Raw genomic sequence first — 15,625 nt, 5'->3', positions numbered from 1 at the left:
CACAGCATAAAGGCCGGAAAACAGCCCGTGAGGAGCAGATCATGAAACTTGTACTAGCCTTTTCGGCCCTGCTTGCGCTTGCCGCATGCAATGTGCCCTTCGTACCGTTTATCTGAGGCCTGCCATGTCGAAATCATTGACGATGTACGGTCTGGGCCATTGCTCTACCTGCCAGAAGGCTCAGGCGGCACTGGAAGAGGCGGGCTGGACGGTTGCATTTCGCGATGTCCAGAAAGAGCCGCTTGCTCAGGCGTTGCGTCAGCGTCTTGCCGATGAATGGGGCGACAAGATCATCAACCGGGCCAGCCTGACCTGGCGTGGCATGTCCGATGACGAACGTGCCACTGATCCGGTCACGTCGATGGGCGAGAAACCCAGTGTCATGAAGCGGCCCGCAATCGAAACCGGCGATCTGCGCCTGCTGGGCTGGACGGCCAATGTCAAACGGGCGCTTGACGTCCCTGTCTAGGTTTTTGGTCTATGACTTGCGCGCGGCCAGGCTGGCGAGCATCGGCTTGATCGAGGTCAGATCATAACCGGCATTGGTCGCGGTCTCGAGTATCTCGGCCTCGGGCCGTTTGCCCGCCTGCGTCAACGCCCACAAGACCGTGCAGCGGTTGCCACTGCGGCAATAGGCGAAATGCGGACCCCGCCCCTTGGCGGCCGATCCGAAGCCATCAATCAGTTCTGACGTCAGTTGGCCCGGTATGAACGGCAGATAGTGATAGGTCAGGCCAGCGGCTTCTGCAGCCTTTGCCATGGCAGCGCTGTCTTCGTCCGGACCGACTTCGGCATCGGGGCGGTTGTTGATCAGCACCTTGAAACCGGCCTCGGCCAGTGCTGGCACATCCTGAGGCGTGATCTGGCCAGAGACGGCAAGGTCGGGGGTAAGTTGGCGCAGGTCCATGATGCATCCTCATTCTGGTCAATCCGCATTGACGCAAAATAGCCCTTGGGGTCAAGCGTGATGGCCCGTTCTAGGCCGTCACCATCTGCTCGATCAAGGCGGGTAATGCGCTGAAATCATCGAAAGCGGCATGGTGCGGCAATTGTTCGAGCGGTGTGTGGCGATAGCCGCCGGTAAACAGCATCAGCGGCACCGGTACGGCTGCTGCGGTTTCAGCGTCGACTTCGCTGTCACCAACGTAGATTGCCTTGGGGTTTTCAGGCGCAGCGCCCAGTGCCTGCAGGGCCATGCGCAGCGGGGCAGGGTGCGGCTTATGCTGTGGCAGGCTGTCACCTGCCACGACGGTCGCGAAGTATTCGGCAATTCCCATATGCGCCAGCACGGCCTGCGTCGGGTCAGCAGGTTTGTTCGTGCAGATCCCCATGGGATGCCCACGATCCGCCAGCACATTCAACGCGTCCAGGACGCCCGGATAGAAACGCGTGAGCGACGTACTGCGGCGATAGCGCGCCATGAAAGCCGCCAGCAGGTCGCGATAGCGGGTCTGGGGCAGGCCGGTGGCCTCGATGATGCGGTGCCACAGCACTTCGACCCCGCCGCCGATGAACCCGCGCACCCGATCCAGCGTCAGGGGCTGCACACCTTCATCGCGCAGCACGGCGTTGACTGCCGCATGAATATCGGGCGCGCTGTCGATCAGCGTGCCGTCGAGATCAAAGACAACCGGGCAGGGAGCGTAACAAACCGTCATGCTGTCTTCCATTTTATCGAGCAGCCCATCGAGGGCGTCTGCTCGGCCGGCCCCTTGCCGGTCTCTGCAATCTGCAACATTGCCTCGTACAGTTCACGCCGAGAATCTGCCGGTGCCGGTTTGCGACCAGAGGCATCCAGCCGGCCGCGATATTGCAATTGGCCGTCCGCATTATAGCCAAAGAAATCCGGCGTGCATTCGGCACCATAGGCCCGTGCGACCTGCTGCGTCTCGTCATAGAGATAAGGAAAGGACATGCCGTGTTTGCTGGCTTCTGCCTTCATCGCCTCGGGCCCATCTTGCGGATAGGATGCCGCATCATTGGCCGAGATCGCGACCACACCAATGCCGGCCTGCTGCAAATCACGCGCGTCGCGTGTGATCCTATCCATCACGGATTGCACATAGGGGCAATGATTGCAGATGAACATGACAAGGGTTCCGCGCTGTCCACGGATATCGGCAAAGCTGTGCATGCGCCCGTCCGTGCCGGGCAAACTGAAATCCGGGGCGGGAATGCCGAAATCGCATACCGGAGGGGAAACAGCCATCGTTGTTCTCCTGTGTTTTCAGGTGAGTTTGATCCCGGAGCGACCGGCGATGCAAGCCCGCATCGCACAGTTCGAATGAATACCAGCATATAACATTAATATTTATAGTCAATATATTGATTTTTATACTCTTATTTTAATTTCACTCTCAGCCTTTCGACGGATGTGCTTGGCATTTTCCGAGAAGATCATCAGCAATGACTGTCTTCGGTGATGAAATCGAATTGGCCATCACTGATCCGGGATCAAGGTGCGCAGTCATGTTGCACGCACTGGATTCAGTCAAGACATGGCTCGCCGTCGCGATCTGCCGACGGCGCGCGTTGGCTGCCATCAGGGGCACTTGTCGCGTATAATGCGTATCCTGAATTGTTTCGCTGCCCACCAACAACCCGCAGGCGTTTTGCTTTGGGCTCCGCATATAAGTCATAATGTTCCATAATACTGATTATCAATATTACCGACGCCCTGATTTTACTCTGCATCCCGCACTCCCCTTGCAGGCCAATGGGCCTTCACCTACATCTGATGGTAATTGCGAAAGGACCCGACATGGCAATGGAAGCCCATGACATCGAAGCGTTGATCCGGGCTGCGTTCCCGGACGCGCAGATCACCATCACGGACCTTGCCGGCGACGGCAATCACTACTCGGCCGAGGTGATCGACGAAAGCTTTCGTGGGCAGAACCGGGTTCAGCAGCAGCGCGCTGTCTACACCGCGCTGCAAGGAAAAATGGACGGCGCTGCGGGCGAGCTGCACGCACTTGCGCTGACAACCAAGGCACCTGACTGAAGGAACCGTCTGATGAGCGATGTAAAGGCCGATATCCAGAAAACCATCGATGACAGCGACGTCGTGCTGTTCATGAAGGGAACCAAGGAAATGCCGCAATGCGGGTTTTCCAGCCGTGTTGCCGGCGTCCTGAACTATATGAACATCGATTTTCGTGATGTGAATGTGTTGGCTGATGAAGGAATTCGTCAGGGAATCAAAGAGTTCTCGGACTGGCCGACAATTCCGCAGCTTTATGTAAAGGGCGAATTCGTCGGTGGCTGCGACATCATTACCGAGATGGCGTTGTCGGGCGAACTGGACCAGTTGCTGGATCAGAAAAGCGTCGCCTACGACAAAGAGGCTGCCGACAAGATTCGTGAAGCCAACGCCTGATATTTCCGCCTCAACAGGCTGAATAAAAACGATTTGAAAGACCCCGGCTTTGGCTGGGGTTTTCTTTTGACCATGCGCTCGGTTGCCCATACTCTGACGTGACAAAAAAACACCCAGGGAGGATTTAGAAATGACAATTCGCAACAAATTCGCCGGGCTGGCGGCCGGTCTGGCACTTGGTGCCCTGCCCGTTGCTGCTTCGGCACAGGACTTTATCAACATTCTGACCGGCGGCACGTCGGGCGTTTATTATCCGGTTGGTGGCGCGCTGTCGCAGATCTATTCGCAGGGCATCGAAGGGTCGAAGGTGCAGGTCCAGTCGACCAAGGCCAGCGTCGAAAACCTGAACCTCTTGCAGCAAGGCAAGGGTGAGATCGGCATCGCACTGGGCGATTCCGTCAAACTGGCCGCCGAGGGCAATGCCGATGCCGGCTTCCCTGCCCCGCTGGACAAGCTGCGTGGCATTACCGCGATGTATCCCAACTTTATCCAGATCGTCGCCAGCGAAGAATCCGGCATCACGACGCTCGAGGATCTGAAGGGCAAGGCATTGTCGGTCGGTGCGCCGAAATCGGGCACGGAACTGAATGCCCGCGCCATTCTCGAGGCCGCCGGGATGAGCTATGACGATCTGGGCAAGGTCGAATATCTGCCCTTCGCGGAATCGGTCGAACTGATGAAGAACCGTCAGCTTGACGCAACGCTGCAATCGGCCGGTCTGGGTGTGGCATCGCTGAAAGACCTGTCGACCTCGATCCCGATCACGGTGGTCTCTGTCCCCGCCGAAATCGCCGAGACCCTTGGCGCGCCTTATGTGGCTCAGAGCATTCCGGCCAACACCTATGACGGCCAGGACGAGGATGTGGCGACCGTCGCGGTCATCAACTTCCTCGTCAGCAGCGACAATGTCAGCGACGATCTGGCCTATGACATGACCAAGCTTATGTATGAAAACCTCGACACGCTGAAGGCGGCACATGCCGCAACGGCTGATATCGACGTGCAGAATGCACTGACCGGCATGCCGATCCCGGTGCATCCGGGTGCGCAGCGCTATTATGACGAGGTCGGCGTCTTGGCCGAGTAAGACACTGCCATCATGGCCGGGGCAAACGCTCCGGCCTGCTTTCTTTTGCTCCGGATCCCTTTGATGACCGAACCCCAGCATGTCGCGCCTGCGGGCGACCCCGAGCTTGGCCTGCATGATCCGCTGGCCGACAGCTTTCCCCCCGGTTTCGAAGGCAAGCTGCTGTTCTGGATCGCGGTCGCCTTTTCGCTGTATCAGATCGCCATTGCGGCCCATATCGTCAGCCTTTCCAGCCAGATCCAGCGCGCGCTGCACCTTGGTTTTCTGATGCTGCTGTGCTTTCCGCTGCTGGCCGCATTGCGGCACAAGCGCGGTCCGTGGAAGGTGGTGGCCTGGCTCATGGCTGGCCTGGGCGTGCTGGTCGCAGGCTATCAATGGGTCGAATATGTGCCGCTGATGTTGCGTTCGGGTGCGCTGAACCAGACAGATGTGATCATCGGTGTGATCGCGCTGGTCACCACCTTTGCGGCGGCCTGGGTGGTGATGGGCCCGGCCCTGCCCTGCGTCGCCGGGTTGTTTCTTGCCTATGCGCTGTTTGGTCAATACGCGCCCGGCCCGCTGGTCACGCGCGGCTATGATTTCGCGCAGGTGGTCGAGCAGATGTCCTATGGGACCGAAGGGATCTACGGCACGCCCCTTTATGTCAGCGCGACCTATATCTTTCTGTTCATCCTGTTCGGATCCTTTCTGGAAAAGGCCGGAATGATCAAGCTGTTTACCGATGTCAGCCTTGGCATGGTCGGCCATCGCATGGGCGGCGCGGCCAAGGTCAGCGTTGTCAGTTCTGGCATGATGGGCACGATTTCGGGCTCGGGCGTGGCCAATGTCGTGACCACGGGACAGTTCACCATCCCGCTGATGAAAAGCTTTGGTTACCGTTCGGCCTTTGCCGGCGGCGTCGAGGCGACCTCGTCGATGGGTGGGCAGATCATGCCACCTGTGATGGGTGCAGTGGCCTTTATCATGGCCGAAACACTGGGCGTTGCCTATGTCGAGGTCGTGCGGGCGGCGATTATCCCCGCCATCCTCTATTTCGCCTCTGTCTTCTGGATGGTGCATCTCGAGGCCGGGCGCCGCAACTTGCGCGGCATGGATCGCGATGAGCTGCCCTCGGCCATGGCTGCGCTGCGCGAGCGCTGGTATCTGATCTTGCCGCTGGCGGTGTTGGTCTATCTGCTGTTCACGGGCTACACGCCGCTTTTCGCGGGCACGGTCGGGCTGATGCTGACCATGTTCCTGATCCTCGGCGCCTCTGCCGCGCTTGGCCTGCCGCAAGGGATCTTGCGCACGATCTTTTGGATAGGTCTGGCACTGATCGCCGCCAGTTTTCTGGAATTTGGCAATAATGCACTGTGGCTGGGTATCGCCGTTCTGTTGATCTGGAATGTGGTCAGCAAGGGTGGTCGAGAGACAATCTGGCAGGTGATCGACAGCCTGGCCGAGGGCGCAAAGACCGCCCTGCCCGTCGGTGTGGCCTGTGCGCTGGTGGGCGTGATCATCGGCACCATGACGTTGACGGGCGCGGCCAATACATTCGGCATGTATATCGTCAGCGTCGGTGAAAACAGTCTGCTTTTGTCGCTGATGCTGACCATGCTCACCTGCATCGTGCTGGGCATGGGGATCCCGACGATCCCGAACTACATCATCACCTCGACCATCGCGGCGCCGGCCCTGCTGGATCTGGGGGTGCCGCTGATCGTCAGCCATATGTTCGTCTTCTATTTTGGCATCCTGGCCGATCTGACACCACCGGTTGCGCTGGCCTGCTTTGCGGCGGCGCCCATCGCCAAGGAAGGCGGGCTGAAAATCAGTTTCGAGGCGGTCAAGGTCGCCGCGGCCGGTTTCGTCATCCCCTATATGGCGGTCTACACCCCTGCCCTGATGCTGCAGGATGGCGGTCCGCTGGCAGATGCGATCGGCTATCTGCCGGCTGTTGCCTATATCGTGTTCAAATGCGTGCTGGCCATCGGCCTCTGGGGTGCGGCAGTGATCGGTTGGCTGGGCAAACCTCTGCCTGTCTGGCTGCGGCTGCTATCGGCAGTTGCTGCATTCACGCTGATCGCCGCGCTGCCCCTGACCGATGAGATCGGCCTTGCGCTGACGGCCCTCTTTGCCGCGTTGATCTGGATGCGCCGGACGCGCGCCGTAGGCCCCGCATGAGCAGTTGCCTGCTGGTCGGCGGCGCGATGATTGCGCTGGCCGGCCCGGGCTTCACGCTGGAATGGACCCATTCGGTCGAGCACACGATCTGGCACGAGGATTGGATCATCAGCGAAGGCCATCTGGTCCTGACAGGTGCGGCGGTCAAAGGATCGGGCGCAGGGATGGACCCCGGCCCCGGCGCCGTCCTGCGCGATGGCTGGTGGGTCTGGAGCCCGGATCTGCCGCCGCAGCCACAGATTGTTATGGCGGCCAGCGGGGCGACCGGCGGAGGCTGGCGTATCTGCGATGCGAAACACCATGGCGAGGCGGCAGGCAACTGTCGCGATGTGGGACAGCAGGCCGGAGAACCACTGATCTTGCGACCGTGCGACCCCGCCAAGCCAGCACAGTGATACGAAAAAGGGCCACCCAGATGGGCAGCCCCTGATCGATTTCACCCGCCTCCTACGGTTCAGACGTAGCGGTCGTCGTCGTAGTAATCATCATAGTCATAATCACGCGGATCGGGCCTGCCACGCTGTTTCAACTTGGACGCCAGCGTGATGCCTACGGCAAAGCCACCTATCAGCTTGGCCATGCTGCCCGCATTCGTATCGGCGGCAGCCTTGGCCTGACGCGCATAATCCTGCGCTGTGTCCTTGGCTGCCTCGACATTCTCGGCCGACAGGCCGACCTTGCGAGCGGTGCCGCGGATCGTCTCTTCGGTGTCAGAGACGAATTGACCTGCGGTACTGCCGGCGCGGTCCAGGACTGCGTTTGCCCGGTCGGTCGCACTATCGACGACCCTCATGACCTCTGAACGCGCGCGGTCGGTGGCCGCGTTGGTGGCCAGATTCAGCCGCGCCTCGATCTCGTTCTTCAGATCGTCGGTCGATGGTGGCTCGTGGCTGACGCGACCGCCGACCATGAACAGGATCAGACCGACCGCGAACAGGCCACCGCCAATTGCCAGCGAGGCATTCATTGCCCCCCAGTCGAGGCCAGTTGCGAGATAGGTCCACAGCGCCGCCATCAGAAAGCCCATGCCGATCAGCAGCACGGTGCCTGCCGCCGCCTTCATCGCCGAGCGGCGCAGTATATCCTGCACCGCCAGCTTCATATTGCGCGTATAGTCAAACATCCGGCACTGTCTCCGATGTCAGGTAGGTGACGTTCGGGATCAGCGGCGAGCCAGGATCAGGCCAACCAGGAAACCGACGCCGACTGCGATGCCCAAAGCTTGCGCGGGCTTGCGGCGAACCATTTCGGATACCTCGTCATAGGTATCTTCGGCATAGTTGGCGACATCACCAGCGCGCTGGCGGCCCTCTTCGTACAGGCGCTCGGCTTCGTGGCGTGCACGGTCGGCATATTCGCGACCTGCGTCGCGTGCCGCGCCGGCCAGTTCCGCGCCGCGTTCCTTGACCCGTTCGACCGAATCGCTGTGGGTGACATTGTCCAGCGTCTCGCGGGCCTGATCGGCCACCTTGCGGGCGCCTTCGCGCACTTCGCTGGCGGTCTCTTGTGCGACATCTTTTGCGTCGCGCTTCGCGTCATCGGCAGAGTAGCTGCGATTTGCCATTGTCAGAATTCCTTTCGGTGCGTTCGTCAATCTCTTGGTACGAAACAATTCGTCCGCCCTCATTGTTCCATCGCGATGGGGATAATTTGACGACGACTGAGGCAATAATTGCTAAGTCGTTTCAAAACGTCTGAGATTGGGAAGAAGTGGTACCGCCTACCCGTCTCGAACGGGTGACCTCTAGATCCACAATCTAGCGCTCTAACCAACTGAGCTAAGGCGGCACAGCGCCGGTGTCTAAACCCGCCCCGCTTATGATGCAAGCCCGTCTTGCCGTGAAATTTATCGCGCGCTATTCAGGGCGCTGAAAAAGGGGACACTGCCATGGGCATCAACAGCGAAAGCGAAATCTCGGCAAATCTGCAGATCGGACCGACCGATCAGGGCATGGTGCGCATCTATGTCGAGGGCGATGGCGTCGACCTGCCGCTGGATTTCGACCCTGACGAGGCGACCGAAATCGCCGAGGAATTGCTGGCGGCGGCCGAAGCGGTCCGGTCGATGGGCTCGCGCAAACCCGGCAAAGGCAAGCCGCGGCGCTAGGTCGCAATCACGGGCTGCCGTCCCGGTTTATTGAAAAACGCGTCCTACACGACGCCGCCGCGCAGCGCGGACGGGTCCAACATCGCGTGCAGTCGCGAAGCGGCCGTCCTGCCAAAATCGCGGGTCAGTCGGTTGCGGCGCGCGCCCGCCAGGCGTGTCTCGGGCGCCATGCGCTGGATCTCGGCGCCGTAGGGATCGGCCAGGATCAGCCCGGTATCCTCTGGCAACAACTCGACCGGAAAATCGCAATCGACGGCCCAGAAATATCGATCGCACCAATCCAGATAGCCGTGCCATTTCCTGTCCGCCGCGAAATCGGCGCGGCAGCTTTTGCATTCGACGATCCAGATATCGCCCTTTGGCCCCAGGCTCATCAGATCGACCCTCAACCCGCGCTTGGGCACAAATTCGGGGATCACGGCATGATCCAGACTGCGCAGCATCCGCGCTACGCCGCGGGCCAGCCTTTGACCGGCCATCGGGGGCAAGACGTCTTCCATCGTCAGATCATGAACGAAACGGAAACACCGGGCAAGAGCTTCTTTCTCGCTGACAGTTTCATCTCTGCTTGAAAGCGATGCGCGCTCTGCCTATCTTTGCTGCTGGCGGGCTTCTGCTCTGCTTGCGAGTGGACATATTTCCACTGGCCGATAACTTTTCCGAGGGAGCTGGCTCTGTCGTGGCCCTGGCTTCGTTACCTGGCGCCCACCTGATTAATCAGGCTTTCGGGAAATTTGAACCCACCGCGGTTGCGGCGGTTCCCGCCACCTGAAAACGCCGCCCCGGTCACCAGACCAGGGCGGCGTTTTTCACTTTTGCATCACACAACGAAAAAAGGCAGGTCCTAAGACCCGCCTTTCTCAAAGAGACTTTAGATCCGAGGGATCGTGGATCAGAAGCCGTAAACGATCGACACGCCGAGCGAGTTCTCGGTGTCCGAACTATCACCCGAGGCCGCTTTCGTGTTTTCGTACCGGGTGTCGTAGCTGACTTTGGTTGCCAGTGATTCAGACATCCGCAGGCCCAGACCAAACGAGTTGGTCGCGAGATCGCGCGCATCCGACGTGATGTAGTCGGTGTCGTTGGTCAGGAAGACGTTGTCGTTGAAACGGTGGTAGAACCGCGACGACGCGATATAACCGATTTCGGTATCCGAATCCTCGTTAGGTCGGCGGCTGTAGCTTACGCCAACGCCGGCCTGCACGCGCCATGCGGTGTCTGCGGTGTTGATGATGCGGTAGCCAGGGCCCACGCCCAAGAAGCCATCACGATCCAGCTCGCCTGCCATTGCTTCGCCGTCAACGGCGATACGACCCAGGCCGAATGCATAGAAGCGGTCATTGAAGTAGTATTGGGCGTCATAGATCGCCGTGACTTCTTGCTTGTCGTTCGAGCTCTCGGCTTCGTCTTCAGAATATTCGATCAGCACGCCAACCGACTGTGCGAAGACGCCTTGGTTGTAGGAAATACGACCGGCAACTGCCAGATCCTGCTGCCCATCGTCATCAACGCGGTTGCTGCCGGTATCACCCGAATAGGTCAGCGACATGTTACCGAACAGACCCTGACGGCGATCGGCCGGACCAAAGCGGTCTGCGTCGTTCTGACGGTCAAAATCGTCTTGAACAGCGTCTTCGATGTCGGTGATCTGATCGTCAATCGCGCTGACGCCGGCTGCGGTCGAACCCGTCGCCATTTCGGACTGAGCGAAGGCCGGTACCGACAGAGCCGCGAAGATAGCGGAAGCCCCGGCAAGAATTGCAACGTTTTTCATATTATATAGTCCTCTTGAACCGTTACGATGATGGTGACGTCACGATGACGCCAGAGCATCTCTGCACGACATCAACTAGTCGGATGCCGGTTCGGTTTTAAGAGGTCTTTGCTTCAAACAGGTTCAATCGTTTCCTGAGGTGAGCGCGACATTCTTGCATCTGGCGCTGATTTGCCGACACAGGAATGTGATTGTTGCTTTTGGGAACAAAAGAGAACATTTCCTAAAATTCTTTATTTCAGATACTTGTCGGTAGGATCAATCTAAAGTTGCATCACGCATATCGTGATCATCTCGCCGATGATCGTCCTTGCCTAAAAAATAGGCGGCTCGTTTCGTCCATCTGAGCACGCCAAATGTTGCGTAGAAGACACGACGATACAGTAAAAAACAACGCCCGCCAGCAGAAACTCTGCGGCGAGCGGTTCTGTGCAGAGATGAGTCGCGACGCTGCGGGGCTAACGGTGACCGCGTAACGTGGCAGAATCAGGCATCAGGGTGCGCCAAATGCCTCTGGCCGCAGCGAATGCGCCATGTGGTCCAGCACCGCATTGACGAATTTCGGCTCGCGTCCATCGGGAAAAAATGCCTCGGCCAACCGAACATATTCGCTGATCACAACACGGGGCGGCGTGGCCGGCGTTACCAGTTCTGCGCCGGCGGCGCGAAACAGTGCGCGTATGACCGGGTCGATCCGGTCTATGGGCCATTTGGCGACCAATGCGCGATCGGTCGCCTGGTCGATCTTTGACTGCCAGGTCACCGCATCATCGGTGATACGGCCAAACAGGGCCTCGTCGGCATCGGGACTGGCCTCACCATCATACTCCGCACCGATGCGATGATCCTGGAACTCTTGCTGAACCCGGTCAGCCGACTGACCCGAGGCCTCCATCTGGAACAGGGCCTGCACGGCATAAAGTCGGGCAGCGGCGCTGCGCGCGCGCTTGCCCTCGGATTTTGTCGCGTTCATGTCCGTCCCGGTCCTTCCATCTCGCCTGCCAGACGAATGACATCATGTCTGCGCAAGTCGTCATGGGCTTTGCGACCGCCCGATCCGCCCCATTTCCGCGCCAGAGCGACAAGATGCAAGGCAGCCGCGGCGGCACCTCCGCCCTTGTTCTGTTGCTGCGGATCGGCGCGCACCTCGGCCTGTGTCTGGTTTTCGACCGTCAGGATCCCGTTGCCGATGGCCAGCCCCTGCAGGCCCAGCAATGTCAGTCCGCGTGAGCTGTCATTGCAGACTGTATCGTAATGCGTCGTTTCACCCCTGATCACACAGCCAAGCGCGACAAAGCCATCATAGTTGGACAACCGCCCCGCCGTCGCGATGGCCGACGGGATCTCCAGCGCGCCGGGCACCTCTACAAGATCAACGGCGGCGCCGGCCGCCTCGGCCACGGCCTGAGCGCCGGCAACCAGATCATCGGCGATTGCCTTGTAATAAGGTGCGACAACGATCAGCAGCCGCACCGGCCGGTCAAATTCGGGCAGGTCCAGAGTATAGTGTTCGGTGTTCGAGGCCATCGCGGATCAGTCCTTCGGGATCGGGCGGGTGGAATGAATGGAAAGCCCATAGGCGTCAAGCCCGACAACCTTTACCGGTGCCGAATTGGTCAGCAGGATCAATTCGGACACGCCAAGCGCCGACAGGATCTGCGCGCCCAGCCCGTATTGACGCAGCACATGCGGGCCAACATCGCCCGACTGGACGATGACATTGGTCAAGTCGCGGATCAGGACGACGACGCCCCTGCCCTCGCGCCCGATTTCCTCCATTGCGGCACCGATCGTACCGGCCTGCTCGCGTCCGACGCCAAGCACATCATGCAGCGGATCAAGCGCGTGCATCCGCACCAGAACCGGACCCGGCTCGGCAAGATCGCCCTTGGTCAGCACGATATGCTCGGCCCCCTGGGTCTCATCGGCAAAGATGCGCATCATCCACTCACCGCCATGGACCGACTGGACGGGTTTCTGCGCGCGCTCTGCGATCAGATTGTCGTGGCGGCGGCGATAGGAAATCAGATCGCTGATGGTTCCGATTTTCAGGCCGTGTCTCTGCGCGAAGGCCACCAGATCAGGCAGGCGCGCCATGGTGCCATCCTCGTTCATGATCTCGCAGATCACGCCCGAAGGGTTCAGGCCGGCCAGCCGCGCGATATCAATCGCCGCCTCGGTATGGCCTGCACGAACCAGAACACCGCCCTCGCGCGCGCGCAAAGGGAACACATGTCCGGGCGAGGCAATATCCGCGGCCCCCTTGGTCGGGTCGATGGCAACGCTGACGGTACGCGCGCGGTCATGGGCCGAAATGCCGGTCGTCACGCCCTCGCGTGCCTCGATCGACATGGTAAAGGCGGTCTCGTGGCGGCTGGAATTCTTGGGGCTCATCAAGGTCAGCCCGAGGGCGTCGATCCGCTCGCCCAAAAGCGACAGGCAGATCAGTCCGCGCCCGTGGGTCGCCATGAAATTGATCGCATCGGGCGTTGCCATCTGCGCCGGAATTACCAGATCGCCCTCGTTCTCGCGGTCCTCGTGGTCGACCAGAATGAACATCTTGCCGTTGCGGGCGTCCTCGATGATCTCTTCGACCCGCGAGATCGCATCGGTCCAGTCCGTTTCGACCTGACCTGGCTTTTCATATTCCATTTGTCGCCCCTTCGCAGCTTGGTCAGCGGTCTAGCGCAAGCCACCCGTAACTGCCAGAGGGGGATAGCAGCCTCGCCGCAAGGGACCTCGAAAGGCACCCCTGTGGCCAGAGGATGCGGTTTTACAAACTGCCCGCTGCCGGTCCCTCGGCCGGCGACCGTTACCATGCATCGCCATCTCGCGACGCGTCATGAACCTGCAGCCCCGGACCATGTTCCTCGGGCTTGTGACCAAGCGCCGTGCTCGCGGGAAAAATCCGCTAGCCAGCCTCGGCCAGCCTTGCGACATAGCGGGCCAGCGTATCGATTTCCAGATTGACCGACTGGCCTACCGCAGCTTCGTCCCAGGTCGTGACCTCTTGCGTGTGCGGAATGATATTGACGCCAAAGCGAAGGCCGTCGACCTCGTTTACCGTCAGCGATGTACCGTTCAGCGCGACCGACCCCTTGGCTGCGACGAACCGCGCCAGCGTCGCGGGCGCCGAGAAGGTCAGCCGGACAGATCCGCCCTCTTCGCGCATCTCCTCGATCATCGCGATACCGTCGACATGGCCGCTGACGATATGGCCGCCCAATTCGTCACCCACGCGCAACGCACGCTCCAGGTTCAGTCGTTTGCCCGCGGCCCAACCGTTTGCGCCGATATTGGTCTTGGCGATGGTTTCGGCCGATATATCGACGTCGAACCAATCCTCACCCTTGGCCACGACCGTCAGGCACACGCCGTCGCAGGCAATCGAGGCGCCGATATCTACGCCGGTCATATCGTATCCACATTCGATGCGTGCGCGCATGTCCCCGCGCTGCTCGACCTGCCGTACATTTCCGATATTCGTGATGATGCCCGTAAACATGCAGCCTCCATCATGCTTTGCCCGTTTTCGCGCAAGTAAGGCGTGATCGACGTCAGTGCAACCGGACGCTTTTAATCGATATACCTGTCATTTTAGATAGTATGCCCGACTGCCGACTAGATTCGTTAAGACATACATGCAAATCTGCAGATGTATTTCGGATCGGCGATTTTTTTTGCCCGCCTGTTCTCCGAGTGTGTGTTGTAAGATGATCCATAAGGCAAATGTACCAGAATCCCCTAAACATAGCGTCACTGACCGAAGGCTTTCGTTCCGATCAGCCAAAGGTGTTTCTGCTTCTGCAGGGACCTCATGGTCCGTTTTTTGACCGCCTGAGCAAACAGCTGCGTGCTGCCGGGTCGAACGTCTGGCGCGTCGGCTTCAACGCTGGCGATGAATGGTTCTGGTCCGACCCGGCGCGGTTCATCCGTCATGCGGGCCCCATTGAGGAATGGCCTGCGCACCTGAGCCAGATCATTCGCACGCGCAAGATCACCGATATCGTGATTTATGGCGATGTCCGTCCCGCCCATGCCACAGCGCGCCGCGCAGCCCGTATTCATGGCATCAGGCTGCATGTCTTCGAAGAGGGTTACCTGCGCCCCTATTGGATGACCTATGAACGCGGTGGTTCCAATGGCAACTCGCCGCTGATGAAGATTTCTGTTCCCGACATGGCGCTGGCCTTGCGTGATGCGGATGACGACACCCTGCGCCCGCCGGCCCATTGGGGCGATATGCGGCAGCACAAATTCTACGGCGCCTTCTATCATCTGCTGGTCATGTTGGCGAACCGCAGATATCCGGGCTATCGCAGTCACCGTGCGATCAGCGTCGCGCAAGAATTCCGTCTCCAACTGCGCCAGCTGGTGATGACGCCATTCCAGATTCTGCAGCGTCGTTGGGCCGAACGCAATATTCGCAGGGGCGGTTTTCCCTATGTTCTGGTCCTGATGCAGCTGGAACATGATTCCAGCTTTCAGGCCCATTCGCCTTTTGAGCGCATGCGGGAATTCACCGATCTTTGCCTGACGGAGTTCGCCCTCCATGCCGCCAAGCATCACCATATTGTCTTCAAGGCACACCCGTTAGAGGATGGTCGCGCCCAAAACCGGCGCAACATCTTTCAGAAAGCCGTGGAATTGGGGATTTCCGACCGCGTTCACTATGTACGGGGTGGCAAACTGGCGACGATGCTGTCGCAGGCGCGTTCGGCAATTACCGTGAACTCGACGGCGGCTCAGCAGGCCTTGTGGCGCGGATTGCCGGTCAAGGCGCTTGGGACATCAGTGTTCAACAAACCCGAACTTCTGCCCGATCAAAGCATGGCAGAGTTCCTGCAGAACCCGCAGCCGCCCAATCCGCGCAGCTATCGTCACTATCGATGCTATCTGCTGCTCACCAGCCAGGTGCCCGGGGGCTTTTATTCAGCCCGCTCGCGCGCGCATGCGCTGCGAAGTGTGGTCGATCTGATGCTTGCACCGCAGGATCCTTATCAGGCGTTGGCCGATGGTTGTGCGGCACATCGACAACAACTGGTAGATCAAGCCAACCAATGATCCGCAAAATGATGGCAATATGAACTGGCACGGGCTAAGGTCCCTGCAAAG

At 59.6% G+C, this 15,625-nt stretch carries 19 protein-coding genes and 1 tRNA gene; 8 read left to right on the top strand and 12 right to left on the bottom strand.

Translation table 11 applies throughout. The annotated features are described in order from the left end of the window. The first annotated feature begins 124 nt into the window (after positions 1 to 124). Positions 125 to 469, top strand: coding sequence for an arsenate reductase family protein (locus tag CUV01_RS16475; RefSeq protein WP_232962317.1), 345 nt, complete (start codon positions 125 to 127; stop codon positions 467 to 469). A gap of 9 nt (positions 470 to 478) precedes the next feature. Here CUV01_RS16475 and CUV01_RS16470 read toward each other — a convergent pair whose 3' ends face one another. From CUV01_RS16470 to CUV01_RS16460, 3 genes are all read right to left on the bottom strand, one after another. Further along, entirely contained in the window at positions 479 to 907 is a 429-nt protein-coding gene (locus tag CUV01_RS16470; RefSeq protein WP_101461424.1) for a protein tyrosine phosphatase family protein, read from the bottom strand. 70 nt (positions 908 to 977) lie between these two features. Continuing rightward, positions 978 to 1,658 carry a phosphoglycolate phosphatase gene (gph, locus tag CUV01_RS16465; protein ID WP_101461423.1) on the bottom strand — a complete coding sequence of 227 codons (681 nt, stop codon included), beginning with the start codon at positions 1,656 to 1,658 and terminating at the stop codon, positions 978 to 980. Further along, positions 1,655 to 2,209, bottom strand: coding sequence for a thioredoxin family protein (locus tag CUV01_RS16460; protein WP_101461422.1), 555 nt, complete (start codon positions 2,207 to 2,209; stop codon positions 1,655 to 1,657). The genes gph and CUV01_RS16460 overlap by 4 nt, the downstream gene beginning before the upstream one ends. A 552-nt stretch (positions 2,210 to 2,761) precedes the next feature. Here CUV01_RS16460 and CUV01_RS16455 point away from each other — a divergent pair. The 5 genes from CUV01_RS16455 (at position 2,762) to CUV01_RS16435 (ending at position 7,024) form a co-directional block, all read left to right on the top strand. Beyond that, positions 2,762 to 3,004 (top strand): BolA/IbaG family iron-sulfur metabolism protein, encoded by a 243-nt coding sequence (locus CUV01_RS16455; protein WP_101462175.1) that lies wholly within the window; start codon positions 2,762 to 2,764, stop codon positions 3,002 to 3,004. Positions 3,005 to 3,016: 12 nt separating this feature from the next. Further along, complete coding sequence (gene grxD / locus CUV01_RS16450) at positions 3,017 to 3,379, top strand: Grx4 family monothiol glutaredoxin (protein ID WP_101461421.1); 363 nt, start codon at positions 3,017 to 3,019, stop codon at positions 3,377 to 3,379. Between the two features lie 130 nt (positions 3,380 to 3,509). Further along, positions 3,510 to 4,466, top strand: a complete 957-nt coding sequence (locus CUV01_RS16445; RefSeq protein ID WP_101461420.1) for a TAXI family TRAP transporter solute-binding subunit — start codon at positions 3,510 to 3,512, stop codon at positions 4,464 to 4,466. 63 nt (positions 4,467 to 4,529) lie between these two features. Beyond that, positions 4,530 to 6,629, top strand: a complete 2,100-nt coding sequence (locus tag CUV01_RS16440) for a TRAP transporter permease (protein WP_101461419.1) — start codon at positions 4,530 to 4,532, stop codon at positions 6,627 to 6,629. Continuing rightward, positions 6,626 to 7,024, top strand: a complete 399-nt coding sequence (locus CUV01_RS16435; RefSeq protein WP_101461418.1) for a DUF1850 domain-containing protein — start codon at positions 6,626 to 6,628, stop codon at positions 7,022 to 7,024. Before CUV01_RS16440 ends, CUV01_RS16435 begins: the two co-directional genes overlap by 4 nt. 59 nt (positions 7,025 to 7,083) lie before the next feature. Here CUV01_RS16435 and CUV01_RS16430 read toward each other — a convergent pair whose 3' ends face one another. From CUV01_RS16430 to CUV01_RS16420, 3 genes are all read right to left on the bottom strand, one after another. Then, positions 7,084 to 7,752 carry a phage holin family protein gene (locus CUV01_RS16430; protein ID WP_101461417.1) on the bottom strand — a complete coding sequence of 223 codons (669 nt, stop codon included), beginning with the start codon at positions 7,750 to 7,752 and terminating at the stop codon, positions 7,084 to 7,086. A gap of 39 nt (positions 7,753 to 7,791) precedes the next feature. Further along, entirely contained in the window at positions 7,792 to 8,193 is a 402-nt protein-coding gene (locus CUV01_RS16425; protein ID WP_101461416.1) for an ElaB/YgaM/YqjD family protein, read from the bottom strand. 147 nt (positions 8,194 to 8,340) lie between these two features. Continuing rightward, a tRNA-His gene (locus tag CUV01_RS16420) sits at positions 8,341 to 8,417 on the bottom strand. Positions 8,418 to 8,517: 100 nt separating this feature from the next. Between CUV01_RS16420 and CUV01_RS16415 the strand changes: the two genes are divergently transcribed. Next, positions 8,518 to 8,736, top strand: a complete 219-nt coding sequence (locus CUV01_RS16415) for a DUF6324 family protein (RefSeq protein ID WP_101461415.1) — start codon at positions 8,518 to 8,520, stop codon at positions 8,734 to 8,736. 44 nt (positions 8,737 to 8,780) lie between these two features. On the opposite strand, the gene CUV01_RS16410 is transcribed toward CUV01_RS16415, so the two are convergent. The 6 genes from CUV01_RS16410 to CUV01_RS16380 all read right to left on the bottom strand — a co-directional run bounded on the left by CUV01_RS16410 (position 8,781) and on the right by CUV01_RS16380 (position 14,015). Beyond that, a complete protein-coding gene (locus CUV01_RS16410) occupies positions 8,781 to 9,236 on the bottom strand; it encodes an MmcB family DNA repair protein (RefSeq protein WP_101461414.1) in 456 nt (151 codons plus the stop codon). A gap of 392 nt (positions 9,237 to 9,628) precedes the next feature. Next, complete coding sequence (locus tag CUV01_RS16400; RefSeq protein ID WP_101461412.1) at positions 9,629 to 10,510, bottom strand: DUF481 domain-containing protein; 882 nt, start codon at positions 10,508 to 10,510, stop codon at positions 9,629 to 9,631. Between the two features lie 493 nt (positions 10,511 to 11,003). Then, positions 11,004 to 11,483, bottom strand: coding sequence for a transcription antitermination factor NusB (gene nusB, locus CUV01_RS16395; protein ID WP_101461411.1), 480 nt, complete (start codon positions 11,481 to 11,483; stop codon positions 11,004 to 11,006). Continuing rightward, positions 11,480 to 12,037: a 6,7-dimethyl-8-ribityllumazine synthase gene (locus tag CUV01_RS16390; protein WP_101461410.1), complete on the bottom strand. Its 558-nt coding sequence runs from the start codon at positions 12,035 to 12,037 to the stop codon at positions 11,480 to 11,482. The genes nusB and CUV01_RS16390 overlap by 4 nt, the downstream gene beginning before the upstream one ends. A 6-nt stretch (positions 12,038 to 12,043) precedes the next feature. Continuing rightward, positions 12,044 to 13,162: a 3,4-dihydroxy-2-butanone-4-phosphate synthase gene (ribB, locus tag CUV01_RS16385; protein WP_101461409.1), complete on the bottom strand. Its 1,119-nt coding sequence runs from the start codon at positions 13,160 to 13,162 to the stop codon at positions 12,044 to 12,046. A 259-nt stretch (positions 13,163 to 13,421) separates the two neighbouring features. Beyond that, complete coding sequence (locus tag CUV01_RS16380) at positions 13,422 to 14,015, bottom strand: riboflavin synthase (protein WP_101461408.1); 594 nt, start codon at positions 14,013 to 14,015, stop codon at positions 13,422 to 13,424. A 287-nt stretch (positions 14,016 to 14,302) separates the two neighbouring features. On the opposite strand from CUV01_RS16380, the gene CUV01_RS16375 reads away from it, so the two are divergent. After that, positions 14,303 to 15,574, top strand: coding sequence for a capsule biosynthesis protein (locus CUV01_RS16375; RefSeq protein WP_338418318.1), 1,272 nt, complete (start codon positions 14,303 to 14,305; stop codon positions 15,572 to 15,574). Positions 15,575 to 15,625 lie beyond the last annotated feature (51 nt).

It is taken from the genome of Paracoccus tegillarcae (assembly GCF_002847305.1).
GTDB classification, from domain to species: domain Bacteria; phylum Pseudomonadota; class Alphaproteobacteria; order Rhodobacterales; family Rhodobacteraceae; genus Paracoccus; species Paracoccus tegillarcae.
This window is presented reverse-complemented; position numbering and strand designations above follow the sequence as displayed.